The following is a 22,403-nucleotide window of genomic DNA, read 5'->3' as shown; positions in this document are numbered from 1 at the left end:
CGTTCGCCCGGCGGTATCGCCAATTTCTTTTATTGCCGTTGCCATGTTGCAGAGCAAAATCTGCACCAGGTTGAGGCAATCTGCGCCGTAATAAGGCGTAAATCTACGATAAATTTCGCAGTTGATCACAAATCCAGAATGATATTTTGCGGATGCATAATATTTCTTAATTTCACCCTGCAAACATCGCCTGATGTCACCAATATTCACTTTTTATGCAATAAAGATGAATAAGTGGCTTTTGTAACTTATTGATATTCCGTTATCAAACCGAGTTTATGCATTTTTACCTCTCGCTGGCACGAACCGTGCAATCTACATTTAAAGGGAAAAACACCAATTCATTAACATAAAATAAACCATTTATTTACTTATCGAGGTCGCTATGTCTCAGTCAATCAGCCGTCAAAATTTTGATCAGTGGATGATGCCGGTTTACGCCCCGGCAGCGTTTATTCCTGTTCGCGGTGAGGGGGCCTGGCTGTGGGATCAAGAAGGCAAAGGGTATATCGATTTTGCTGGCGGTATTGCGGTAAATGCCCTGGGACATGCGCATCCAGCGATGGTCCGCGCCCTGACCGAGCAGGCGACGAAGTTCTGGCATACCGGCAACGGCTATACCAATGAGCCGGCGTTGAAACTGGCAAAGCAGTTGATTGACGCCACCTTTGCTGACCGCATTTTCTTCTGTAACTCCGGGGCTGAGGCTAACGAAGCGGCGCTGAAAACGGCGCGTAAATTCGCCCACGATCGCTTTGGTGCGCATAAAAGCGGGATTGTCGCTTTCAAGAATGCGTTCCACGGCCGCACGCTATTTACCGTTACCGCAGGGGGACAGCCCGCCTATTCGCAGGACTTTGCGCCGCTGCCGCCGGATGTCCGTCACGGGATTTATAACGATCTGGAATCTGCGCGTATGCTGATTGATGACAGCACCTGTGCAGTGATCGTTGAGCCAATTCAGGGCGAAGGTGGGGTGATCCCGGCAACGCTTGAGTTTTTACGTGAGCTGCGCGAGCTGTGCGATCGTCACCATGCGGTGCTCATTTTTGATGAAGTGCAGACCGGCGTGGGCCGTACCGGCGAACTGTACGCCTATATGCACTACGGCATCACGCCGGATCTGCTGACCACCGCGAAAGCGCTGGGCGGCGGCTTCCCGATAGGTGCGATGCTGGCGCGCGAAGAGATGGCGAGCGTCATGACCGTCGGTACCCACGGCACAACTTACGGCGGTAACCCGCTGGCATGTGCAGTGGCAGGTGAAGTGCTTTCCATCATTAACACGCCAGCGGTGCTGAGCGGCGTCAAACAGCGCGAGCAGTGGTTTAAAGAACGGCTGCAGGCCATCAACACCCAGTTTGGGTTATTTAAAGAGATTCGCGGCATCGGCCTGTTAATTGGCTGCGCGCTGCGTGACGAATATGCCGGGAAAGCCAAGCAGATAAGCCTGCTGGCTGCGGAAGAAGGGCTGATGGTGCTGATTGCCGGGGCGAACGTGGTGCGTTTTGCCCCGGCGCTCATCGTCAAAGAAGAGGATGTGACGCTCGGTCTCAACCGTTTTGCCGCGGCCTGTGAACGTTTTGTCGCGGGAGAATCATCATGATGATTATCCGTCCCATCGCCTCCGGCGATCTGCCCGGCCTGCTAAAACTGGCTGGAAAAACCGGCGGCGGGCTGACCTCACTGCCGCAGGATGAACACACGCTGGCGGCGCGTATTGCTCGCTCACAGGCGACCTGGCAGGGCACGCTGCCGCGCGGCGACCAGGGCTATGTGTTTGTGATGGAAGATACCCGCAGCGGCGATGTGGTGGGTGTATGCGCCATCGAAGTGGCCGTCGGCATCAATGACCCCTGGTATAACTATCGGGTAGGGACGCTGGTGCATGCGTCAAAAGAGCTGAACGTCTACAACGCGCTGCCAACGCTGTTTCTGACTAACGATCACACCGGCAGCAGCGAACTGTGCTCGCTGTTTCTCGACCCGGAATGGCGTAAAGAGAGCAACGGACACCTGCTGTCATCCTCACGTTTTCTGTTTATGGCGGCGTTCCGCGACTGCTTTAACCACAAGGTAGTGGCAGAGATGCGCGGGGTGATTGACGATCTCGGCTATTCACCCTTCTGGGAAAGCCTCGGCAAGCGTTTTTTCTCCATGGAGTTTGCTCGAGCGGATTATCTCTGCGGCACCGGCCAGAAGGCGTTTATCGCCGAGCTGATGCCAAAACACCCGATCTACACCGATTTTCTCAGCGAAGAGGCGCGGGCGGTGATTGGGCAGGTGCATCCGCAAACGGCGCCTGCGCGCGCCGTGCTGGAAAAAGAGGGCTTTCGCTACCGCGATTATGTTGACATTTTTGACGGCGGCCCGACGCTGGAGTGCGATATCGACCGCGTGCGGGCAGTACGTAAAAGCCGTCTGGTGACGGTGGCGGCAGGTGAACCTGCCGGGGCCGATTTACCGCTGTGCGTGGTCGCCAACGAACAGTATCAGCACTACCGCGCCATGCTGGTTCATGCCGACCCGCAGGCAGATGTACTGACTCTGAACGCCGAGCAGTCCGATGCCCTGAACTGTCACCCGGGCGACGCCGTTCGCCTGGTGCGCTTATGCCCTGAGGAGAAAAAATAATGAGCCTATGGATAAATGGTCGCTGGCTGTCCGGTAACGGCGAGGCGCGTCGCAGCGCAAACCCGGTGACGGCAGAAGCGGTATGGCAGGGCAACGATGCTGATTCTGCTCAGGTAGAGCAGGCGGTTGCCGCCGCGCGTGCGGCGTTTCCCGCCTGGGCGCGTCGGCCGTTTAGCGAGCGTCAGGCAATCGTCGAAGGCTTTGCCGCGCTGTTGGAGGCTTATAAGACCGCGCTAACTGACACCATCGCCCGCGAAACCGGAAAGCCGCGCTGGGAAGCGACTACGGAAGTGACGGCGATGATCAACAAAATTGCCATCTCTATTAAGGCCTACCACAGCCGAACCGGAGAGAGTCATACCGAGATGGCCGACGGTGCGGCCACCTTACGCCATCGCCCACACGGCGTGCTGGCGGTGTTTGGCCCCTATAACTTCCCGGGGCATCTGCCAAACGGCCATATCGTGCCGGCGCTGCTGGCGGGCAATACGCTGGTGTTTAAGCCGAGCGAACTGACGCCTGCGTGCGGCGAGGCGGTGGTTAAGCTGTGGGAGCAGGCTGGCTTACCGGCGGGCGTGCTGAATCTGTTACAGGGAGGCCGGGAAACTGGTGAAGCACTTAGCGGCCAGCCAGGACTTGATGGTGTGCTATTTACCGGCAGTTCGGCAACGGGGTTCCATCTGCATCGTCAGCTTGCCGGGCAGCCACAAAAAATGCTCGCCCTGGAAATGGGCGGCAACAACCCGCTGATTGTCGACGAGCTTGACGATCTGGATGCCGCGGTGCACCTGACCATTCAGTCGGCGTTTGTCACTGCCGGGCAGCGCTGCACCTGCGCGCGTCGCCTGCTGGTCAAACGTGGCGCGTCGGGCGATGCGTTTCTTCAGCGGTTGGTTGAGGTGACGGAACGCATCATTCCGGGGGCGTGGAACGCCGACCCGCAGCCGTTTATCGGCGGGCTTATCTCGCCGCTGGCCGCGGAGCGGGTTTATCAGGCCTGGCAGATGCAGGTAGAAAAGGGCGGCAAAACGCTGCTGGCACCACGATTACTCAAGCCGGAAACATCGCTGCTGACGCCGGGTATTGTTGAACTCAGCGAAGCGCACGATATTGCCGATGAAGAGGTGTTTGGGCCGCTGCTTGGGGTGTGGCGCTACGATGATTTTGACGAGGCGATTCGGCTGGCAAATGCCACCCGCTATGGCCTCTCCTGCGGGCTTATCTCGCCGGTGCGCGAAAAATTTGAGCGCCTGCTGCTGGAGGCGCGCGCCGGGATCGTCAACTGGAACAAACCGCTGACTGGCGCAGCGAGCACAGCGCCGTTTGGCGGCACCGGTGCTTCCGGCAACCATCGTCCCGGCGCATGGTACGCCGCAGATTACTGTGCGTGGCCAATGGCTAGCCTTGAATCACCGCTGCTGACGCTGCCCGCAACCCTCAACCCTGGGCTTGATTTTCAGCACGAGGTGCCATCATGAACGCCTGGGAAGTGAACTTTGACGGCCTGCCGGGGTTAACTCATCATTATGCCGGGCTGTCGTTTGGCAACGAAGCCTCGACGAAGCATCAATATCAGGTCTCTAACCCGCAGCGCGCGGCGAAGCAGGGGCTATTAAAAATGAAAGCGCTGGCGGACGTGGGATTCCCGCAAGGGGTGATCCCACCGCAGGAGCGACCGAACGTATCGCTGCTGCGCCAGCTTGGCTTTAATGGGCGCGATGAGCAGGTTATCGCCAAAGCGGCCGCGCAGGCACCTGACCTGCTGAGTGCCGCCAGTTCGGCCTCAGCAATGTGGGTAGCGAATGCCGCGACGGTCTGCCCATCGGCGGATGCACTGGACGGCAAGGTGCACCTGACGGTAGCAAACCTAAGCAGCCTGCTGCACCGCGCCAGTGAAGCGCCGACCACTCAGGCCATTCTGGAGGGGATTTTTGCCAACCCTGACCATTTCGCCGTGCACCGCGCGCTGCCGTCGGTGGCGGCGTTTGGTGATGAGGGGGCGGCAAACCACAACCGTCTGGGGCGCGACTACGGCCAGCCGGGTGCGCAGCTGTTTGTTTATGGCCGTGACGGTGCGCAGGGTTCCCAGCCACAACGCTATCCGGCTCGGCAAACGCGGGCAGCAAGCGAAGCGGTGGCCCGTCTGAACCAGCTCAACCCCCATCAGGCGATCTTCGCGCAGCAAAATCCGCAGGTCATCGACCGTGGCGTGTTCCATAATGACGTTATCGCGGTAAGCAATCGCCAGGTGCTGTTCTGTCATGCTGAAGCTTTTGTGAACCAGTCCGCGCTGATGGGCGAACTGGCGCAGAAAGTGCCGGGGTTTATGCCGATAGAAGTTCCGTCCTCCAGGGTAACGGTGGACGATGCGGTGTCGACTTATCTGTTCAACAGCCAACTGCTAAGCAAACCTGACGGCAGCATGATGCTGGTACTGCCGGGTGAAGCACAGGAGCACCCGCGGGTGTGGCGATACCTTAACGATCTGCTGGCGCAGGATAACCCGATAGACGAACTGCGAGTGTTCGACCTGCGTGAGAGCATGGCGAATGGCGGCGGCCCAGCCTGCCTGCGTCTGCGCGTCGTGCTGACCGACGCTGAAAGGCGTGCGGTGAATCCGGCGGTAATGATGAACGACACGCTGTTCGCCACGCTGAATGATTGGGTCGATTGCTACTACCGGGACCGGCTAACTCAGGCCGATCTTGCCGACCCGCAGCTATTGCAAGAAGGGCGAGAGGCGCTTGACCGCTTAACCCAGATACTGCGTCTGGGCTCGATCTATCCGTTCCAGCGCTAAGGAGGCGGTATGAAACAGTTTCTGGCCTTGACGCTGGCGGGGAGGTTGCCGGAGCAGCCTGAGGGAGACACAGCGTACTTCCACTGGGAATGGCGCGAAGCCGGCGTCCTGCAACTGACGCCGCACGAACCCTGTTCGCAGGCGCTGGTGCTGTCTGCAGGCATTCATGGCAATGAAACCGCTCCTGTGGAGCTTGTCGATTATTTGCTGAAGGCGCTTGTAAACGGCGAGCTTAAGCTGCGCTGGCATCTGCTGGTGGTGCTGGGTAACCCGCCAGCCCTGCGCGATAACAAACGCTATCTGCATAGCGATATGAACCGCATGTTCGGTGCGCGCTGGCGGCATTTTCCCGTCAGCGACGAGACTATCCGCGCCGCCAGCCTTGAGCAGACGGTGACGGCGTTTTACCAGCGCTGCCCGGCGGATGTACGCTGGCATTTAGATCTGCATACCGCCATTCGCGGCTCGCACCACATGCGCTTTGGCGTGCTACCCGCGCGAGAATCACCGTGGGACCCGCCGTTTCTACGCTGGTTGGGCTCCGCAGGTCTGCAGGCGTTGGTGTTTCACCAGTCGCCCGGCGGTACCTTTACTCACTTTAGCTGCGAATATTTTGGCGCATTGGCCTGCACCCTTGAGCTGGGGAAGGCTAAACCGTTTGGGCAAAATGATTTAGGCCAGTTTGCGCTGGTGACGCGGCAGCTCAGGCATTTGCTGGCGGGGGAGTTGGGCGGCGGCGCCGACACGGTGCCGCTTTATTACCGGGTAGTTCAGCAGATCACCCGCCGCAGCGCCGATTTTCGGCTTTATATGTCGGCGCAGACGCTGAACTTTACCCCTTTCGCCAGGGGCACGTTATTGGCGGAAGACGGTGATACCCGTTACGTTGTGGACTCGGCCTGCGAATATGTGCTTTTTCCTAATCCCGACGTGGCGCTGGGGCTGCGAGCGGGATTGATGCTGGAGCGTTGTCCACCTGCAGAATAATTAAATAAAGGCCGCAGGCGGGTTCGCTGCGGCTTTGATTATTTGTGCGGGGAATTATTGCGGATTATTCTTAAGTTTGCGGTTTATTATTAATCAAGGTTGTTTTATACTTCTTCAAATTCTCTTCTTAATCATGGTGTTGACTATTTTTGTTGCAACTCTCCACATTTCTTCCTTAATTTCCTCATAATTGGCACGAAATCGTTTTTTACACTTTCATTGTTTTACGCACGCTCTGATTAATTGACGATAAACCCCGTAAAGTTAATCTCGTCAACACGGCGATGCGCCGTCAGAATAACTGAAAAGTAAGGATTCGATGATGAAAAAATTAACTGCTCTGTTTGTTGCCTCTACGCTGGCTCTGGGCGCGGCTAACCTGGCTCACGCTGCGGACACCACCTCAACGACCACCACCGACGCGGCGCAGCCGAACGGTACGATGATGCATCATCACAAAGGTAAAATGGGCCCACGTCATGACATGATGTTCCAGGGGCTGAACCTGACCGATGCGCAGAAACAGCAGGTTCGCGACATCATGAAAGAGAGTCGCCAGCATATGAAGCGTCCGCCGCAGGAAGAGATGCGCGAGATGCACAACCTGATTGCCAGCGACAGCTTCGACAAAGCGAAAGCTGAAGCGCAAATCAACAAGATGGAAGCACAGCATAAAGAGATGATGCTGTCTCGTCTGGAAACCCAGAACAAGATTTACAACATCTTAACGCCGGATCAGAAAAAGCAATTTAATGCCAATTTTGAGAAGCGTCTGACAGAACACAAAACGCATGAAGGTAAAATGCCGCCTGCGCCTGCTGAATAATACATTCAGCGCACTGTCTTAAGACCGCCGGAGTTGCCCATAAACGCCATCAGGCTATGGGCAGCTCCGGCGGTTTTTTATTGCCGGTAAATCAAGAAGTTATTTCTTCCAGAAATCGTCGAACACGGTAATCGGCGTGCGGCGCTTGTGCTCGGTCTTCAGATACCAGCCTTCGATCGTTTTGGCGATTTCCGCCGGCAGCGTTTTGCCTTCCAGATAGTCATCAATATTGTCGTAGCTGACGCCGAGCGCGGCTTCATCTGGCAGAGAAGGTCGGTCGTCTTCAAGGTCGGCGGTTGGCGCTTTCTTATAAAGGTGCTCCGGGCAGCCAAGCTCGGCCAGTAGCAGTTTCCCCTGGCGTTTGTTAAGACGGAAAATCGGGTTGATATCGGTGCCGCCATCGCCGTACTTGGTGAAGAAACCGGTGATGGCTTCGGCCGCATGGTCGGTACCCACGACGACGCCGTGCGTCATACCGGCGATGCTGTACTGGGCCTTCATACGTTCACGGGCTTTTTCATTGCCGCGAACAAAGTCGCTCAGTTCAATACCGGCTTCGCGCAGCGCCTGCTCGCTGGCCAGCACGGCACCTTTAATATTCACGGTCAGCACGCGATCGGGTTGGATAAAGGTAATCGCGTCCTGGCAGTCCTGCTCGTCGGCCTGCACGCCGTAAGGCAGACGCACGGCGATAAACTGCAGTGCGCTGTCGCCGGTTTCGGCGCGCAGTTCGTTAATCGCCTGCTGGCACAGTTTGCCGGTAAGGGTAGAGTCCTGACCGCCGCTGATGCCAAGAACTAACGATTTGATAAATGGATAGGTTTTCAGATACGCCTTGAGAAAGTCTACGCTGCGGCGGATCTCTTGTTGCGCGTCAATCTGTGGTTTTGCGCCGAGTGCCTGAATAATGTCTTGTTGTAATGCCATTTACCCCTCCGGAATGTGTGTGCCAGCCTGAAAATCGCGTGTCGTTGGCCCATCAGAACAAGGTGTTAAAACTACCTCTTTGACGGTGAAACGACAAGGATCACCGTTTTGACTGATGGATAATAGTCCGATTTACCATGGGTTACGGTAATCAATGCGTCTTGTAATTTGATAAATAGCAATATTTATTCCAGGCTTAATGGACACCAACAAAAAAGGAGAGGGAAGATGAACAAGAATATAGCAGGGTTTCTGGGTGCAGCAGCGGTAATGACCATGCTGGCAGGTTGTACCGCCTACGACCGTACCGCCGATCAATTCACGCAACCGGTGGTCAAAGATGTGAAAAAAGGGATGAGCCGCTCTCAGGTGATGCAGATTGCCGGTAAGCCATCCACTGAAATTAAGATGATTCATGCTCGTGGAACCTGTCAGACCTACATTCTGGGTCAAAGAGATGGTAAAACAGAAACCTACTTTGTGGCGCTGGATGACACCGGCCACGTCATCAACTCTGGCTACCAGACCTGTGCCGAGTACGACACGGACCCTGCCGCCAAGAAGTGATCCTCGTGCATTGATAGGATTCGTACGAAAGCCCGACCCGTGTGTCGGGCTTTTTTATGAGAAATGATGCTTATTTCTTGTCGCGAATTATTTTGAGCAAAGTGTGAGGGTAGTCAAAACGAGAGGTCAATGAGAGACAATTTTTGGGTCTTGAGAATTATCCGTACACAAATTGTTGCCGTATACTCATCCCATAAACAGAAGAAACTCATCTGTTACATACGAGGGTAGTGGGCACATGGAACATCGCCCGGTGATGACAGATTTCACAAGTTGAGGAAGCGTGAATGGAAAAGAAACATATCTATCTATTTTGTTCTGCAGGCATGTCCACTTCATTACTGGTCTCCAAAATGCGAGCTCAGGCTGAGAAATACGAAGTGCCGGTTATTATTGAAGCATTCTCCGAAGCATTCGCTGCGGAAAAAGGTCCAGAGGCTGATGTCGTATTACTTGGCCCACAAATCGGCTATATGCTGAACGATATTAAAAAGATTCTGCCAAACAAACCGGTTGAAGTTATTGATTCAACCCTCTACGGCAAAGTCGATGGTTTAGGTGTGTTAAAAGCAGCTGTTGCTGCAATTAAGAAGTCAGCTGCGCAGTAATTTTAGATTTACTTTCCCCGTCAAAGAGTTATTTCATAATTAATCGCCGCAATATTGATTGCGGCCTTTTAAGGGTATTTTTCTATGAGTAAAGTGATCGATTCGCTTGAAAAGGTACTCCTTCCTTTTGCTGTTAAAATAGGAAAGCAGCCTCACATTAATGCTATTAAAAACGGTTTTATTAAATTAATGCCGCTGACCCTTGCGGGGGCCATGTTCGTCTTAATTAATAACGTTTTCCTGAGCTTTGGTGAGGGGTCATTCTTTTATTCAATGGGGGTCCGCCTGGATCCATCAACCATTGCGACCTTAGACAGCTTTAAAGCCATCGGCGGTAACGTTTATAACGGTACCTTAGGCATTATGTCGCTGATGGCGCCTTTCTTTATCGGCTCTGCATTAGCAGAAGAACGTAAAGTTGACCCAATGGCAGCAGGCCTGCTGGCGGTTGCGGCATTTATGACCGTCACCCCTTACAGCGTCGGCGATGCCTACGCCGTCGGTGCAAACTGGCTGGGCGGTCAAAACATTATTTCCGGCATGATCATCGGTCTGGTTGTGGCGGAGCTGTTTACCTTCGTTATCCGTCGTAACTGGGTGATTACCCTGCCATCGAGCGTACCGTCTTCAGTTGCGCGCTCCTTCTCGGCGTTAATCCCGGGCTTCCTGATTCTGTCCATCTTCGGGATCATCTCCTGGATCCTGACCTCGTACGGCAGCAACTTCCACCAGATTATCATGGACTCCATCTCCAAGCCGCTGGCGGCGATGGGTGGCGTGGTAGGTTGGGCATATGTGGTATTCAACAGCCTGCTGTGGTTCTTCGGTGTACACGGTTCACTTGCACTGACCGCGCTGGATAACGGCATCATGACCCCATGGGCGCTGGAAAATATCGCGCTGTACAACCAGTATGGTTCCGTTGACGCCGCGATTGCCGCTGGCCAGCAGTTCCACTTCTGGGCGAAACCAATGCTCGACTCCTACATCCTGCTGGGTGGTTCCGGTGCGACGTTGGGTCTGATTATCGCTATCTTCATTGCATCCCGTCGCGCTGACCATCGTCAGGTGGCGAAACTGGCTCTGCCATCCGGTATCTTCCAGATTAACGAACCGATTCTGTTTGGTCTGCCGATCATCATGAACCCGGTGATGTTCATCCCGTTCGTACTGGTACAGCCGATTCTGGCAGCTATCACCCTGGCGGCCTACTCGATGGGCATCATCCCGCCGGTGACTAACCTGGCACCGTGGACCATGCCTACCGGCCTGGGCGCATTCTTCAACAGTAACGGTAGCGTTGCCGCCCTGATTGTTGCGCTGTTCAACCTTGGTGTCTCGACGCTGGTCTACCTGCCATTCGTAATGATTTCGAACAAGGCGCAGGCCACCATTGAAGAAGAAGAAAGCGAAGAAGACATCGCTGCCTCTCTGAAATTCTAATGCCAATGCGGTATGGAGCGAGTCTCCATACCGCCCTCACAAAAGGGAATAGTTATGTTTGATCTGGATAATGTTGTTGCTGAGGACGTGCAGGAAAACGATCTCGAAGAAGTGGTGATGGGCCTGATTATCAACTCAGGGCAGGCACGCAGCCTGGCATATGCCGCGCTGAAACTGGCTAAGCAGGGCGACTTTGAAACCGCGAAAGCCACGATGGACCAGTCCCGTATTGCGCTGAGCGAAGCGCACCGCGTACAGACTCAGCTGATTGAGAGCGACGAAGGCGAAGGCAAAATGAAGGTCAGCCTGGTGCTGGTCCATGCGCAAGATCATCTTATGACGTCAATGTTAGCTCGCGAGCTGGTTGCTGAATTGATCGAACTTCACGAGAAGGTACAATAGGCTTTTCCCTATGAGGCAACCAAAGATGATCACCATGGAAATCAACACCGCCCGAGAACAACAGCTCTTTAACGGTAAAAATTTTCATGTCTTCATCTACAACAAAACGGAAAGTATCAGTGGGTTACACCAGCACGACTACTACGAGTTCACTATCGTACTGACCGGCCGCTATTATCAGGTGATAAACGGTAAGCGGGTCATGCTGGAGCGAGGAGACTTTGTTTTCATCCCGATGGGGTCGCATCACCAGAGCTTCTATGAGTTCGGTGCCACGCGCATTCTCAACGTGGGGATCAGCAAAGATTTCTTCGATACGCACTATCAGTCGCTGATTCCGTTTGCGCTGGTTGCTTCGCAAGTCTATTCGATCAAAAGCACGTTTCTGAGTTACATCGAGTCGGTTATTGCCTCACTACACTTTCGCGAAACGGAATTCGACGAATTTATTGAACTGGTTTCTTTCTACGTGATTAATCGCTTACGCCATCACCGGGAAGAGCAGGCGCAGGATGTGACGCCGCCGTGGTTAAAAACCACCGTAGAAGCCATGCACGATAAATTAAAATTTGGTGAAGGTGCGTTGGAAAATATGGTCGCGTTATCCGGGAAAACCCAGGAATACTTAACCCGAGCCACCCAACGCTATTATGGCAAAACGCCGATGCAGATTATTAATGACATTCGCATTAACTTTGCCAAGAAACAACTGGAAATAACTAACTACTCGGTAACCGATATTGCGTATGAGTCAGGTTACAGCAGTCCAAGTCTGTTTATTAAAACATTCAAGAAGCTGACCTCATTCACGCCAAGTAATTATCGGAAGAAACTGACAGTTATCAAATAACGCGCTACGAAATAATTTCGTAGTTCTGAAACAAAGTATTTAGCTCACCGCATATTATGCGGCGGGTAAGCCACGTTTAGCTTGTGGATCTCGAGGGAGAAAAGTATGAGCCAGAAATTGAAAGTCGTTACTATTGGTGGTGGTAGCAGCTATACGCCGGAATTACTGGAAGGTTTTCTTAAACGCTATCATGAGCTGCCGGTAACGGAACTGTGGCTGGTTGACGTTGAAGGCGGCCAGGAGAAGCTGGATATTATCCACGCACTGTGCGAGCGCATGGTGGAAAAAGCCGGCGTGCCGATGAAGGTCTATAAGACGCTGAACCGTCGTGAAGCGCTGAAAGACGCCAATTTTGTCACCACCCAACTGCGCGTAGGCCAGCTGAAAGCCCGTGAAAAAGACGAACGTATTCCGCTGAGCCACGGTTACCTGGGTCAGGAAACCAACGGCGCGGGCGGCCTGTTTAAAGGTCTGCGCACCATTCCGGTGATTTTTGACATCATTAAAGATGTTCAGGAAGTCTGCCCGGACGCGTGGGTTATCAACTTCACCAACCCGGCCGGGATGGTGACAGAAGCGGTTTATCGCCACACTGACTTCAAACGCTTTATCGGCGTGTGCAACATTCCAATTGGCATGAAGATGTTCTTCACCGACGTGCTGCGTCTGACCGAGAAAGACGACCTCTCCATCGACCTGTTCGGCCTGAACCATATGGTGTTTGTGCGCGACGTGCTGGTCAACGGCGAGTCTCGCTTTGCTGAACTGCTGGACGGCGTCGCTTCCGGTACGCTGTCGGCGAATACCGTGAAAAACATCTTCGATATGCCGTTCAGCGAAGGGCTGCTGCGCTCTCTGAACCTGCTGCCATGCTCTTACCTGCTGTACTATTTCAAGCAAAAAGAGATGCTGGCTATCGAAATGGGCGAATACTACAAAGGCGGCGCGCGCGCCCAGGTAGTACAGAAAGTTGAGAAACAGCTCTTCGAACTGTACAAAAAACCGGATCTGAACGTGAAGCCAAAAGAGCTGGAACTGCGCGGCGGGGCATATTACTCCGATGCAGCGTGCGAGGTGATCAACGCTATCTACAACGATAAGCAGACCGAACACTACGTCAATATTCCACACCACGGCCACATTGATAACATCCCGGCAGACTGGTCTATCGAAGTGACCTCCATTCTGGGCCGTGATGGTGCAAAACCGCACCCGCGCGTGACCCATTTTGATGAGAAAGTGCTGGGTCTTATCCACACCATCAAAGGTTTCGAAGTGGCGGCAAGCCAGGCGGCGCTGAGCGGTGAGTTTAACGACGTGCTGCTGGCGCTGAACTTAAGCCCGCTCATCCACTCTGATAAAGATGCAGAGGTGCTGGCACGCGAATTGATTCTGGCCCATGAAGAGTGGCTGCCGAACTTTGCTGCCACCGTGGAGAAACTGAAACAGTGACAGGAGGCATGATGGAACGTCTGTTAATCGTCAATGCCGACGATTTCGGTCTGAGCAAAGGTCAGAACTACGGCATCCTTGATGCCTGTAAGCATGGCCTCGTCACGTCGACAACCGCGCTGGTGAACGGCGCGGCTATCGACCACGCGGCGCGCATCAGCCGCCGTACGCCGGAGCTCGCCGTGGGGATGCACTTTGTGCTGACCCTGGGCGAACCGCTGTCATCCATGCCGGGGCTGACCCGCGAGGGCAAACTCGGCAAGTGGATCTGGCAGATGGCGGAAGAGGGCTCGCTGCCGATGGATGAAATTGCCCATGAGCTGGAGTGCCAGTATCGTCGCTTTATCGACCTGTTCGATGCCGAGCCGACGCATTTTGACAGCCACCACCATGTGCATATGATCCCGCAAATTTTCCCGCTGGTGGCCGAATTTGCGAAATCGAAAGGCATTGCGCTGCGTATTGATCGCACCATTCCGTATCCGTTTGCGATCCCGGAAGGGATTCGAAGCACTGCGGCATTCAGCAGCGAGTTCTACGGCGATGCCGTGACTGAAGCGCTGTTTCTGCAGGTACTGGACGCCTCTATGGCACGCCAGGAGCAGTCTCTGGAAGTGATGTGCCATCCGGCATTTGTTGACCGGACGATTATGGGCAGCGCGTATTGCTACCCGCGTCTGGATGAGTTGGATGTGCTGACCTCTGAATCGCTAAAGTACGCGATTGCTGAACGAGGTTATCGTCTCGGAACCTACCGCGACGTGTAAGACGTGTCTTGTGTTACCCCCTCAACCCTTGCCCGGCAGCATTCCTGCCGGGCTTTTTTGTGTATGACGCGCTCGGGCGATTCCTGCTATCATAAGACTTTACTGCTTTTGCCATTAATGATTGTGAATTTAACTGCTTATGAAACCGCTTCGCCAACAAAAACGGCAGATTATCAGCTATGTACCTCGTACCGAACCCGCACCGCCCGACCACGCCGTTAAAGTCGAAGGCTTTCGCGACGTCTGGCTTTTGCGCGGCAAGTACGTGGCGTTTGTGCTGATGGGCAGCGCGTTTTGTCGCTCGCAGGCGTTCTCTATTCCGGAGTCGGCCCAGCGTTGGGCAGTGCAGATGCGGCAGGAAGGGGATATCGACGCGTAACGGCGCGATACAGATATAAAAAAAACGCTGGTGAAAACCAGCGGTTTTTTTGTTGCCCGATGAAACGATGTGACGACGGAACATTGTAGGCCTGATAAGCGAAGCGCCATCAGGCTGAACGTTGCAGATTGCCGGATGGCGGCGTTGCCTTATCCGGCCTACCTGTTAGCGGTGAGCTAACTCGGCGTCTTCTTCGCTATTCAGCACGTCTTTATCTGTCTGGCGCAGCCACTGGCTGGTCAGAGTACCGGCAGTCATGGAGCCGCTTACGTTCAACGCGGTACGGCCCATATCGATCAGCGGCTCAACGGAAATCAGCAACGCAACCAGCGTCACCGGCAGACCCATCGCTGGCAGCACGATAAGCGCAGCGAAGGTGGCACCACCGCCCACGCCTGCGACACCGGCGGAGCTGACGGTAACGATGCCGACGAGCGTAGCGATCCAGACCGGATCCAGCGGGTTAATGCCTACGGTTGGCGCAACCATCACCGCCAGCATTGCCGGGTAGAGGCCTGCACAACCGTTCTGACCAATGGTGGCACCAAAGGAAGCAGAGAAGCTGGCAATAGACTCCGGTACGCCCAGACGACGGGTCTGCGCTTCCACGTTCAGTGGAATGGACGCGGCGCTGGAACGGCTGGTGAAGGCGAAGGTCAGCACTGGCCACACTTTGCGGAAGTACTTCAGCGGGCTAACGCCGTTGGCGCCCAGCAGAAGGCCGTGGACCACGAACATAATCAGCAGACCGAGGTAAGAGGCGATAACAAAGCTGCCCAGCTTGATGATGTCCTGCAGGTTAGAACCGGCAACCACTTTAGTCATCAGCGCCAGCACGCCGTATGGCGTCAGCTGCATGACCAGGCGCACCAGCTTCATCACCCAGCCCTGCAGGGTATCGATAGCGGTCAGTACGCGTTTGCCTTTTGGCTCGTCATCTTTCAGCAGCTTCAGCGCGGCCACGCCGAGGAAGGCGGAGAAGATAACGATGCTGATGATGGAGGTCGGGTTAGCGCCCGTCAGATCGGCAAACGGGTTTTTCGGCACGAAGGAGAGCAGCAGCTGCGGTACGGTCAGGTCTGCGAGCTTACCGACGTAGTTGCTCTGAATGGCGTTCAGACGCGCGGTTTCCGCAGAACCCTGCACCAGGCCTTCAGCGGTCAGACCGAACAGGTTGGTGACCAGCACGCCGACCAGCGCCGCGATCAGCGTGGTGAACAGCAGCGTACCGATGGTCAGGAAGCTGATTTTACCGAGCTGAGAGGCGTTATGCAGACGGGCAACGGCGCTCAGAATCGAGGCGAAGACCAGCGGCATAACAATCATTTGCAGCAGCTGTACATAGCCGTTACCGACAATGTTGAACCACTGGATGGAATCTTTCAGCACCGGGTTATCGGAACCGTAGATCAGCTGTAAGGCGAGGCCGAAGACCACACCAATGACCAGGCCGACCAGTACTTTTTTAGCCAGACTCCACTGCTTATGGCGCGTCTGTGCCAGCGCAATTAGCAGTACTGCGAACACGATAACGTTCGCGATTAATGGAAAATTCATCCCCGTTCTCCTGAAGTATTATCCACGGCGTTCAGCGGCAAGAGAGCTCGCCGCGACGCGTGTTTTTTTAGATCAAATCCGTAAAGATTTGTCTGGATGTGAGAAGGTTAACAGAAGTGTATTATTCCGCTTATATCCAAATGGAATGGATTATGCCAAAAGTGTGATTTCCGCTGGATTATTGTTCAACGTGGCGACCAATAAAGCGATTGAAGTCCGTCTGCAGCATATTGATCATTGACGATGACCAGCGCACCGCACCGTTGTCCGGCAGCGACTGGGGCATAAAGACGGCGTAGGCGAACAGTGCCATGCACAGCACGCGCTCCAGCTGGTTGCCTTTGCGCGGAGCGAGAATTGGCAAACGAAAACGCCAGCGGCATGGCCAGAGCAGCGGCACACCGGCAGGGGTAAGCATATCGGCAAGAATATGGCTGAGATAACCCAGCACCATGCCTTGAACCGCATCGGCCGGAACAATCCAACTGTCGGGCACTTTCAGATAGAACAGCGTCAGCGCACCAAAGACGGCGAGTAGGCTGTGGGTGAAGCCGCGATGGCCGCAGAGTCGTGCGATGGGTTTGGAGAGCCAGCTAAGCCGCTGGCCAAGCAGCGAGCGCGGGTGATCGATATCCGGGAGCAGACAGGTCAATATCGCCGACGGCACAATATGCCACCAGTCCCCCTGAGCGAGAACTGGTGTGAGCTCGGCATTTTTAGCAAACACCGCGCAGGCGATGGAAAAGAGCAGATGACCTTCCGCCGTCATGATAAAACCCGTTATTCTGTAAATTCATACAGTATAGGGTTTTTATACAGTAGGCGGAAGAGGTTACAGTGTAACTCTTTGTCAAAAAATTAACGCGCCAACCAGCCACCGTCGACGGCAATGGTGTAGCCATTGATGTAATCAGAGGCGGATGAGGCAAGGAAGACCACTGGGCCTTTCAGATCGTCCGGCGAACCCCAGCGTCCTGCAGGGATGCGATCGAGGATTTCTTTGCTGCGTTCGGCATCTTCGCGCAACTGCTGGGTATTGTTGGTCGCCATATACCCAGGCGCAATGGCGTTGACATTAATCTGGTGCTGCGCCCATTCGTTAGCCAACAGGCGAGTAATGCCGAGCACGCCGCTTTTTGAGGCGGTGTAGGATGGCACACGAATGCCGCCCTGGAAAGAGAGCATTGAGGCAATATTAATAATTTTTCCGCCATCGCCCTGTTTCAGAAACTGCTTCGCGACGGCCTGCGAGAGAAAGAACACAGACTTGATATTGAGGTTCATCACCTCATCCCAATCTTTTTCGCTAAAGGAGAGGGCATCTTCCCGGCGAATGGTTCCGGCATTGTTGACCAGAATATCGATACGTCCGGCAGCAGCTATGGCGGCAGGCACAATATCGGCGATGCTTTCAGGTTGGCTGAGATCCGCCTGAATACTGAAAAGGCGTCGGCCCAGCGCCGCGACTTTTTCCGCAGTCTCCTGCGGTACCCGGCGACTAACGCTGACAATATCGCATCCGGCTTCCGCCAGTCCCAGCGCCATGCCCTGGCCCAAACCTTTATCGCACCCGGTCACGAGCGCCACTTTACCTTGCAGATTAAAAGCGTGAAGAATCATGTCGACCCCTGTATGCGGTTTTTATCGTTATGAGATGACCTACAGAGCTAAAGCATAGAAGGGTGGAATCGAATATTCAAATAAAAATAAAACAGCGTTTCATTTTTTATGATGAAGGTATCATTTGCGGGCATGATGAATGCCCGCAAATGATTATCCGAGCAGATTTTCGCGGGTCAGAAATTCCAGCGTCGGTAGCTTGACGTCCGCCAGGCTGAAACGCGGGTCGAGCTGGCTTTCAGCAGCGGGCACGACGATAGAGCGCATACGCGCCGCTTTGCTGGCAATCATGCCGTTGACGGAGTCTTCCAGCGCCACGCACTGCAGTGGGCTAACGCCGAGCTCGGCCGCGCAGTTGAGGTAAACCAGCGGGTGCGGTTTGCTGTAATCGAGTTTGTCAGCGGAGGCCAGCGCGTCAAACTGATGGCGCAGGTCGAACATGGTCAGTACTTTTTCCAGCATATACAGCGGGGAGGCCGACGCGAGGCCCACTTTCAGCCCCTGCGCTTTGCACAGCGCGACGGCTTCGCGGACGCCCGGCAGCAGCGGACGATTTTCTTCCACCAGGGAAATCACGCGCGAAATAATACGTTCTACGACGGTGGCGCAGTCTGGCCCCGTCCACGGTTGTTGCCCAAACCAGAGCTCCACCACCAGATCGATGCGCAGACCGCGGGTGTCAGGAAGCTCATGACGGCGGGTGAAATCCACGCCTAGCGCGCCGAGAATTTCGTGTTCGCTCTGTTCCCACAACGGTTCTGAATCAATCAACAAGCCATCCATATCGAAAATCGCGGCACGTATTTGACGCTCGGTGGACATAACTTCCTCTCCTTTAGGGTAACGAGTTCAGCAATGGTATATCATATCGCGCGTAAAGTCGGGCGAAAGTCACCTTCTGCGGGTAGACTAAATAAGCACTTAGCCCGAGAACAGGCGTCTTAACAAGGGGAACCCATGACGTATCAACAAGCTGGACGCATTGCCATTCTGAAGCGGATTGCCGGGTGGGTTATCTTTATACCCGCGGTGATCTCAACGCTGATTTCCGTACTCAAATTTATGTACGAGCACAGCGCGAAACAGCCGGGAATCGATGCCGTCATGATGGATTTCGTGCATGTGATGGTCGAAATGATGCGTTTCAATACGCCATTCTTAAATATCTTCTGGTACAACTCGCCGCAGCCGGATTTTCACAACGGGCTGAACATTATGTTCTGGGTTATCTATGCGCTGATTTTTGTCGCGCTGGCGCTGCAGGACTCCGGAGCGCGAATGTCGCGCCAGGCAAAGTTTCTGCGTGAAGGGGTGAACGATCAGCTGATTCTGGAGAAGGCGAAAGGGGCGGAAGGGCTGAGCCGTGAAGCGCTGGAAGCACGAGTCGAAGTGCCGCGTCACACGATTCTGGTGCAGTTTTTCCCACTCTATATTTTGCCGATTATCATCATCGTGATTGGCTACTTTGTTTTGAAGGTGCTGGGTTTTCTTTAAGGTCGGCTGGATAAGGCGTTTACGCCGCCATCCGGCAATCTGCCACATACTGCCGGATGGCGCTTTGCTTATCCGGCATAAAACAACAAGCCCGGCAATCGCCGGGCTTGTTGTTTTATGCCGCTGGAATAGCGCGCGGTTTGCCTTGTGGGTCAACCGCGACGTAGATAAACAGCGCCTCGGTGGCCTTGTAGCGTTGACCAATCGGCTCCGACGACACCTTTTTCACCCACACTTCAATATTGATAGTGACCGATGTATTACCACGCTTTACGCAGCGCGCATAGCAACACACCACATCGCCTACCGCAACGGGACGCAGGAATGTCATGCCATCGACCCGGACGGTCACCACGCGACCGTGAGCCACTTCCTTCGCCATAATGGCGCCGCCAATATCCATTTGCGACATTAACCAACCGCCGAAAATATCACCGTTGGCATTGGTATCCGCAGGCATAGCTAACGTGCGTAATACCAGCTCACCCTGAGGCGCGTCATTTTGTTGTGTCATGGTTCTTCTCTGTACTTACTTATGATCGTCTTGCGGCATATGGCGATAGATGTATACGCCGCTCAGCACGGTGAATACTAGCGTCAGGGCGGTTAAGCCAAACACCTTAAAGTTTACCCAAATTTCCTGTGGTAACCAGAAAGCGATATAGATATTGGCCAGGCCGCAGAGGATAAAGAACACCGCCCAGGCCAGATTCAACCGTGACCACACGGTTTCCGGTAGGGTGAGCTCTTTGCCCAGCATGCGCTGGATCAGCGGCTTTTTCATCACCCATTGGCTTACCAGCAGCGCGCCGGCAAAGAGGGCATAAATCACCGTCACCTTCCATTTAATAAACTCATCGTTATGGAAGAAGATAGTCAGGCCACCAAACACCGCCACCAGAACAAAGGTGATCAGCGCCATTTTTTCAACTTTGCGATAGCGTACCCAGGTGTAAATCAGCACCACGGCGGTGGCAACGATCAGGGCGCTGGTGGCCGCATAGATGTCGTAAATCTTGTAAAAGGCGAAGAAGACAACCAGCGGTAAGAAATCCAGAAACTGCTTCATACTTCGATTCCGTAGTTCAGCGCTGCCCACCGATGGGCAGCATCAGTTTATTGACGAATAAGCATATACAGGCGGAATAAATAGATCAGCAACAGCGCGGAAACAAGGTTGCTAAGGGTATTTACCACCACAGCGCCGAGGTAAGGCGTTAGCACGGCAAAGCTGGAAGCCATCAGCAACAGCAATGTTTTTGCCAGCATCCAGCCGATTACCGCCGGTGCGATAAGACGGATATTCGCCCAGCCCAGACGCGTACTGACGCGAACGGCAGAGAACACGCCAAGCTTATCCTGCACCATGATGATCGGCGCGAAGGCCAGCACGATAGCCAGCAGAATGCCCGGGACGATAACCAGCATCATACCCATCTGGATCAGGAAGGTACTGATAAAGATAAGCACAAACAGCTTTGGCAGCACCGGCGCGCTTGCGCCGATAGCGCGCAGGGCGCTGACGCGGTGCCCTGCGGAGATAAGCTGGATAAGCAGCAAAATTCCGCCCGCGAGAACCGCGTTACCGATGAGCCCCGAAAAAGTTGAAGCCGCAGAGGAGCGCAGCAGAATTTGCTGCTGCTCCGGCGTCATGTTCTGTACCAGGTCAAACAGACCGGTGCTGCCTGTCAGGTTATCCCCAACGGTCAGCGTTGCCAGTTGATCGTCGCTAGGTGAGAAGGCATGGCCGAGCACTACGGTGATAAATGAACAGAGCAAAGCAATCAGTAAGATGGTAACAAACTGATTACGGAAAAAATTACCCGTGTCACGGTATACAGACTGCGCCGTGATAGACATGCACTCTCCTTGAGTATGGCAGGTGTTGATTAGCCGGCAATTGTACCGCAAATCGTGCTGTCGTAGCACGTTCCGCGCAGGTTACGCTAAGTATATCTTTGTAAAGAGGAACTCATGGCGATCGGCCGTAGTGCGCCCGTGCCTGATGACAGGCTTCATTGGGTTAGCAATCCCATCGGTAATCTCACCTACGCAGCAGAGAAGACGGGGTTGGGTAACGACTCGGGAGAGAAAGATTAGCCGGTAAAACATCCAGCTTCATCGGTTTTGAGAATCAATCATGTTAATTCATTCCTTTGAAATTTATAAAATTGATGTGGATATTGATTTTGTGAATCCAAAAAGGGGTGAAAATTAATCTAGATCAATAAATGTTAAATCTAATCATTTGATGTGACTTCTCTCGATCAAAATGCACCCCGTTATAGGTATATTCTCCGCGCCAGAAAAAACCATAATGAGGAAATGGATATGAAGAAGTTAGCAATGGCTGCATTAGTTATGAGTACCTTTTCAAGCGGCGTCTGGGCGCACGAAGCAGGTGAGTTCTTCATTCGTGCGGGTTCCGCGACGGTTAGACCGACGGAAGGGTCTGACAATGTGTTAGGTCAACTGGGTGGTTTTGAAGTCAGTAACAACACCCAACTGGGTCTGACGTTTACCTATATGGCGACGGAAAATATCGGTATTGAGCTGCTGGCTGCAACACCGTTCCGTCATAAAGTTGGGACGGGCCCAACCGGTGATATCGCCACCGTGCACCATTTACCGCCGACGCTGATGGCGCAGTGGTACTTTGGTGATTCGCAAAGCAAGGTGCGCCCTTACATTGGCGCAGGTATCAACTACACCACCTTCTTTGATAACGATTTTAACGATAACGGCAAAGAGGCGGGGCTTTCCGATCTGAGTCTTGATGACTCCTGGGGAGCGGCGGGGCAGGTAGGGCTAGATTATCTGATCAACCGCGACTGGCTGCTGAACATGTCGGTGTGGTATATGGATATTGATACTAACGTTAAATTTAAAGCGGGCGGAGTCAACCAGAGCGTGAGTACGCGTCTTGACCCATGGGTATTTATGTTCTCGGCGGGCTATCGGTTCTAACGCTCCTGGCAATGCTGGTCATCAGATGGCCAGCATATTTCATTGCCAGGAATGTTCCGCATTTAAAGTATACATTCCTTTTCCTTAGTCACTTGAAATAAAAGCCCTTATTATTGATGGCGC

The 22,403-nt window shown here is 53.9% G+C and carries 24 protein-coding genes; 16 read left to right on the top strand and 8 right to left on the bottom strand.

Going from position 1 to position 22,403, the window contains the following annotated elements:
- Positions 1 to 385 precede the first annotated feature (385 nt).
- The 6 genes from ACLGE8_RS12925 to spy all read left to right on the top strand — a co-directional run bounded on the left by ACLGE8_RS12925 (position 386) and on the right by spy (position 7,247).
- Positions 386 to 1,606: an aspartate aminotransferase family protein gene (locus ACLGE8_RS12925; RefSeq protein WP_410998985.1), complete on the top strand. Its 1,221-nt coding sequence runs from the start codon at positions 386 to 388 to the stop codon at positions 1,604 to 1,606.
- On the top strand, positions 1,603 to 2,634 hold the full coding sequence (gene astA / locus ACLGE8_RS12920) for an arginine N-succinyltransferase (protein WP_410998983.1): 1,032 nt from the start codon (positions 1,603 to 1,605) through the stop codon (positions 2,632 to 2,634). The genes ACLGE8_RS12925 and astA overlap by 4 nt, the downstream gene beginning before the upstream one ends.
- A complete protein-coding gene (gene astD / locus ACLGE8_RS12915) occupies positions 2,634 to 4,112 on the top strand; it encodes a succinylglutamate-semialdehyde dehydrogenase (protein ID WP_410998981.1) in 1,479 nt (492 codons plus the stop codon). Before astA ends, astD begins: the two co-directional genes overlap by 1 nt.
- The gene (gene astB, locus ACLGE8_RS12910) at positions 4,109 to 5,434 is read left to right on the top strand and encodes an N-succinylarginine dihydrolase (RefSeq protein WP_410998979.1); all 1,326 of its coding nucleotides are present in this window, start codon (positions 4,109 to 4,111) and stop codon (positions 5,432 to 5,434) included. The genes astD and astB overlap by 4 nt, the downstream gene beginning before the upstream one ends.
- Before the next feature lie 9 nt (positions 5,435 to 5,443).
- On the top strand, positions 5,444 to 6,421 hold the full coding sequence (astE, locus tag ACLGE8_RS12905; protein ID WP_410998977.1) for a succinylglutamate desuccinylase: 978 nt from the start codon (positions 5,444 to 5,446) through the stop codon (positions 6,419 to 6,421).
- Between the two features lie 319 nt (positions 6,422 to 6,740).
- Complete coding sequence (gene spy, locus ACLGE8_RS12900; RefSeq protein ID WP_410998975.1) at positions 6,741 to 7,247, top strand: ATP-independent periplasmic protein-refolding chaperone Spy; 507 nt, start codon at positions 6,741 to 6,743, stop codon at positions 7,245 to 7,247.
- A 99-nt stretch (positions 7,248 to 7,346) separates the two neighbouring features.
- Here spy and nadE read toward each other — a convergent pair whose 3' ends face one another.
- Entirely contained in the window at positions 7,347 to 8,174 is an 828-nt protein-coding gene (gene nadE / locus ACLGE8_RS12895) for an ammonia-dependent NAD(+) synthetase (protein WP_410998973.1), read from the bottom strand.
- A 228-nt stretch (positions 8,175 to 8,402) separates the two neighbouring features.
- On the opposite strand from nadE, the gene osmE reads away from it, so the two are divergent.
- The 8 genes from osmE to cedA all read left to right on the top strand — a co-directional run bounded on the left by osmE (position 8,403) and on the right by cedA (position 14,642).
- The gene (gene osmE / locus ACLGE8_RS12890) at positions 8,403 to 8,741 is read left to right on the top strand and encodes an osmotically-inducible lipoprotein OsmE (protein ID WP_410998971.1); all 339 of its coding nucleotides are present in this window, start codon (positions 8,403 to 8,405) and stop codon (positions 8,739 to 8,741) included.
- A 287-nt stretch (positions 8,742 to 9,028) separates the two neighbouring features.
- The gene (locus ACLGE8_RS12885) at positions 9,029 to 9,349 is read left to right on the top strand and encodes a PTS sugar transporter subunit IIB (RefSeq protein ID WP_035897020.1); all 321 of its coding nucleotides are present in this window, start codon (positions 9,029 to 9,031) and stop codon (positions 9,347 to 9,349) included.
- An 84-nt stretch (positions 9,350 to 9,433) separates the two neighbouring features.
- Entirely contained in the window at positions 9,434 to 10,792 is a 1,359-nt protein-coding gene (gene chbC, locus ACLGE8_RS12880) for a PTS N,N'-diacetylchitobiose transporter subunit IIC (protein ID WP_185665997.1), read from the top strand.
- 54 nt (positions 10,793 to 10,846) lie between these two features.
- Entirely contained in the window at positions 10,847 to 11,194 is a 348-nt protein-coding gene (chbA, locus tag ACLGE8_RS12875) for a PTS N,N'-diacetylchitobiose transporter subunit IIA (protein ID WP_333498426.1), read from the top strand.
- Between the two features lie 25 nt (positions 11,195 to 11,219).
- A complete protein-coding gene (chbR, locus tag ACLGE8_RS12870) occupies positions 11,220 to 12,044 on the top strand; it encodes a transcriptional regulator ChbR (RefSeq protein WP_185665998.1) in 825 nt (274 codons plus the stop codon).
- A 105-nt stretch (positions 12,045 to 12,149) separates the two neighbouring features.
- Positions 12,150 to 13,496: a 6-phospho-beta-glucosidase gene (locus tag ACLGE8_RS12865; protein ID WP_410998968.1), complete on the top strand. Its 1,347-nt coding sequence runs from the start codon at positions 12,150 to 12,152 to the stop codon at positions 13,494 to 13,496.
- Between the two features lie 11 nt (positions 13,497 to 13,507).
- On the top strand, positions 13,508 to 14,263 hold the full coding sequence (gene chbG / locus ACLGE8_RS12860; RefSeq protein WP_410999077.1) for a chitin disaccharide deacetylase: 756 nt from the start codon (positions 13,508 to 13,510) through the stop codon (positions 14,261 to 14,263).
- Positions 14,264 to 14,402: 139 nt separating this feature from the next.
- Positions 14,403 to 14,642: a cell division activator CedA gene (gene cedA / locus ACLGE8_RS12855; protein WP_185666001.1), complete on the top strand. Its 240-nt coding sequence runs from the start codon at positions 14,403 to 14,405 to the stop codon at positions 14,640 to 14,642.
- A 165-nt stretch (positions 14,643 to 14,807) separates the two neighbouring features.
- Here cedA and ACLGE8_RS12850 read toward each other — a convergent pair whose 3' ends face one another.
- From ACLGE8_RS12850 to hxpB, 4 genes are all read right to left on the bottom strand, one after another.
- Entirely contained in the window at positions 14,808 to 16,199 is a 1,392-nt protein-coding gene (locus ACLGE8_RS12850; protein WP_410998966.1) for an L-cystine transporter, read from the bottom strand.
- Between the two features lie 178 nt (positions 16,200 to 16,377).
- A complete protein-coding gene (locus tag ACLGE8_RS12845) occupies positions 16,378 to 16,968 on the bottom strand; it encodes a metal-dependent hydrolase (RefSeq protein ID WP_185666003.1) in 591 nt (196 codons plus the stop codon).
- A gap of 89 nt (positions 16,969 to 17,057) precedes the next feature.
- Positions 17,058 to 17,819, bottom strand: a complete 762-nt coding sequence (gene kduD / locus ACLGE8_RS12840) for a 2-dehydro-3-deoxy-D-gluconate 5-dehydrogenase KduD (protein WP_410998964.1) — start codon at positions 17,817 to 17,819, stop codon at positions 17,058 to 17,060.
- A 153-nt stretch (positions 17,820 to 17,972) separates the two neighbouring features.
- On the bottom strand, positions 17,973 to 18,641 hold the full coding sequence (gene hxpB / locus ACLGE8_RS12835) for a hexitol phosphatase HxpB (RefSeq protein ID WP_410998962.1): 669 nt from the start codon (positions 18,639 to 18,641) through the stop codon (positions 17,973 to 17,975).
- Positions 18,642 to 18,776: 135 nt separating this feature from the next.
- Between hxpB and ACLGE8_RS12830 the strand changes: the two genes are divergently transcribed.
- The gene (locus ACLGE8_RS12830) at positions 18,777 to 19,313 is read left to right on the top strand and encodes a YniB family protein (RefSeq protein WP_185666006.1); all 537 of its coding nucleotides are present in this window, start codon (positions 18,777 to 18,779) and stop codon (positions 19,311 to 19,313) included.
- Positions 19,314 to 19,428: 115 nt separating this feature from the next.
- Here ACLGE8_RS12830 and yciA read toward each other — a convergent pair whose 3' ends face one another.
- From yciA to ACLGE8_RS12815, 3 genes are read right to left on the bottom strand one after another with little or no spacing between them, the layout of a single operon-like run.
- Positions 19,429 to 19,827: an acyl-CoA thioester hydrolase YciA gene (yciA, locus tag ACLGE8_RS12825; protein ID WP_333496359.1), complete on the bottom strand. Its 399-nt coding sequence runs from the start codon at positions 19,825 to 19,827 to the stop codon at positions 19,429 to 19,431.
- A 15-nt stretch (positions 19,828 to 19,842) separates the two neighbouring features.
- Complete coding sequence (locus ACLGE8_RS12820) at positions 19,843 to 20,382, bottom strand: septation protein A (protein ID WP_410998959.1); 540 nt, start codon at positions 20,380 to 20,382, stop codon at positions 19,843 to 19,845.
- Positions 20,383 to 20,429: 47 nt separating this feature from the next.
- Entirely contained in the window at positions 20,430 to 21,173 is a 744-nt protein-coding gene (locus ACLGE8_RS12815) for a YciC family protein (protein ID WP_410998957.1), read from the bottom strand.
- A 471-nt stretch (positions 21,174 to 21,644) separates the two neighbouring features.
- Here ACLGE8_RS12815 and ompW point away from each other — a divergent pair, with 471 nt between their 5' ends.
- Positions 21,645 to 22,280, top strand: a complete 636-nt coding sequence (gene ompW / locus ACLGE8_RS12810; RefSeq protein WP_410998955.1) for an outer membrane protein OmpW — start codon at positions 21,645 to 21,647, stop codon at positions 22,278 to 22,280.
- Positions 22,281 to 22,403 lie beyond the last annotated feature (123 nt).

The sequence above is a fragment of the Kluyvera sp. 142486 genome, from assembly GCF_046569695.1.
GTDB lineage: Bacteria > Pseudomonadota > Gammaproteobacteria > Enterobacterales > Enterobacteriaceae > Kluyvera.
This window is presented reverse-complemented; position numbering and strand designations above follow the sequence as displayed.